The organism is Lactiplantibacillus xiangfangensis (genome assembly GCF_001438845.1).
In the GTDB taxonomy this organism is placed as follows: Bacteria; Bacillota; Bacilli; order Lactobacillales; family Lactobacillaceae; genus Lactiplantibacillus; species Lactiplantibacillus xiangfangensis.
This window is the reverse complement of sequence record NZ_JQCL01000087.1, coordinates 1-2,155: the sequence shown is the minus strand read 5'-3', so window position 1 is coordinate 2,155 and position 2,155 is coordinate 1. Positions and strand designations below refer to the sequence as shown.

Below are 2,155 nucleotides of genomic sequence, written 5' to 3'. Positions count from 1 at the left end.
CGGCCATGATATAATAGTCATTAAATAACGATGACTTTTATGTGGCGCTCACCGATGCCAGTCGGTGGGTGTTTTTTTATGTTCTATTTTATGTCTAAATAATATCTCAATAGCAAGAATAAGTAAAGGCGCTTTTTACATAGTTCTATAGAACTATGTAATCTATAATTCTATAAATCTATAGTTCTATAAATCTATAGATGTTCATTTCTATAGTTCTATAAATCTATAGTTCTATAGAGCTGCTATGTCGGCAATATTCGCTATTTATTAGAACTATAGATCTATAGTTCTATAGTTCTATAGATATTAATTTCTATAGTTCTATAGATTTGAATAAAATTTTCTATAGAATTTTATTTTTTTGTGCTATAATTTTTCCCAAAAGGATGTGTCTATGTTGACCACAACTATTACAACCGGGAATTTTAAAGGTGGAGTTGGAAAAACAACTAATGCTGTTATGATTGCTTACACCTTATCTAATAGAGGGAAAAAATCCTTAATAGTAGATCTTGATCCACAAGCTAATGCTACAGACTTGCTGTTTACAACAATGAGCCAAGTGTATGGAACTAAACCTGATTTTAGCGAAACGCTTGAAGTTGCTTTAAAAAAAGGTAGTTTAGAAAATGCAATTGTTCATGTAAATGATAACTTAGATTTACTTCCTTCGGATGATGATTTACAGAACTATGATAAATTTCTAAGCTCTTCGTTTCCTGATGACTACACACAAGATCATTATTTCTCTAAACTATTATCAAAAATTTCAAGTAAATATGATTTTGTAATATTAGACGTTCCCCCACAATTAAACAAATTTACTGATTCCGCTTTGGTTGCAAGTGATTACGTTATTGTTATTTTGCAAACCCAAGAGCGCTCATTGCGAGGGGCAGAAACATACGTTAAGCACTTATTGCAAATCAAAGACGATTACTCTCTCGACATTGATTTGTTAGGCGTTTTACCTGTCTTACAACAAAACGGAAATGATTTAGATTTAGACGTTATCGAAGATGCAACTACAAGCTTCGGCAATGCAAACATGTTTAAACAAAAAGTGCGTCAGATGGCTAGACTAAAACGATTTGATCGCACTGGTATAACAAATAATGCTAGCCATGACATAAACGACAGAAGGGTTCACCATCTTTATGATTTGGTTGTAGATGAATTATTAGAACGTTTAAAATTGATTAGAGGTTAAAAAATGACTGCTAACGATAAAATGGGATTAGGTGCTTTTGGAGAAACTAGAAAGAATAAAACCACACGACCTCAGAAAATTGAGCCACAAAAATTTGAAGAACAACACAGAAGCATGCCAAATGACCAAGTACTAATTAAGCCAAAACGTAGATTGACAGCAAAAGATACTCCAAAGTCTGTCCAGGCACAATTAGACACTCATATGGCCATAAAGCAAATAGCTACCATTGAAAATAAGCGAAACTATGAGGTTCTCAACGAAATCGTTGAAAGCTATGTTCAAAATATGCCGAACCAAAGCAAAAAATTGGTAATAGATAGTGTTAGAGCTGTTCAACAAAATATGCGTGATTTTTAAATATCTATAGATCTATAGTTCTATAGAATGGACATCTTGTATAACTGCAAAATTAACGAATAACACCACGCGCGCTCAGACAACACGTTCAGCTTTTAGACGTATACTTGTCCGTTTAAATGAAGCAGAATGCACACAAAAAAGCCACCCACCTGAAGTGAACCCCCGAGATTGGACAACAATCTCGGGGGTTTTACTATGACTAAATTTAATTTAGAGTTACGGATTTCTATTGTGACACAATATTTAACGGGTATTAGTTCCATTCAATTGGCCAGAAAATACCATGTTGCCAACAATGAAACGATTCTCCTATGGGTTCATCGCTTTAATCGTTTTGGCATTGCAGGATTAAAACCGAAACCTATGAATTTGGAATACTCTAGTGAGTTCAAGATAGAAGTATTAAACTGGAAACAACAGCACAAAACTTCGCTTCCAGAAACAGCACTACATTTCAACCTCTCTTCACCAAGTACTATCTGGCAATGGCAAAGAAAGTTTGATTTAGAGGGGCTCAGTAGACTAAATGGTAGATTGTAAAATTAATCCGAACGCTGTTCGGACAAAAAAGATCAGCTT

At 34.2% G+C, this 2,155-nt stretch carries 2 protein-coding genes and 1 pseudogene; all 3 read left to right on the top strand.

Features of this window, described 5'->3' with window-relative positions; genetic code table 11:
• Positions 1-400 precede the first annotated feature (400 nt).
• The gene (locus IV64_RS11275; protein ID WP_024855822.1) at positions 401-1,213 is read left to right on the top strand and encodes a ParA family protein; all 813 of its coding nucleotides are present in this window, start codon (positions 401-403) and stop codon (positions 1,211-1,213) included.
• A 3-nt stretch (positions 1,214-1,216) separates the two neighbouring features.
• Positions 1,217-1,573, top strand: coding sequence for a hypothetical protein (locus IV64_RS11270; protein ID WP_024526904.1), 357 nt, complete (start codon positions 1,217-1,219; stop codon positions 1,571-1,573).
• Between the two features lie 198 nt (positions 1,574-1,771).
• Positions 1,772-2,104 (top strand): annotated as a pseudogene (locus IV64_RS11265) (helix-turn-helix domain-containing protein); the annotation flags it as partial.
• Positions 2,105-2,155 lie beyond the last annotated feature (51 nt).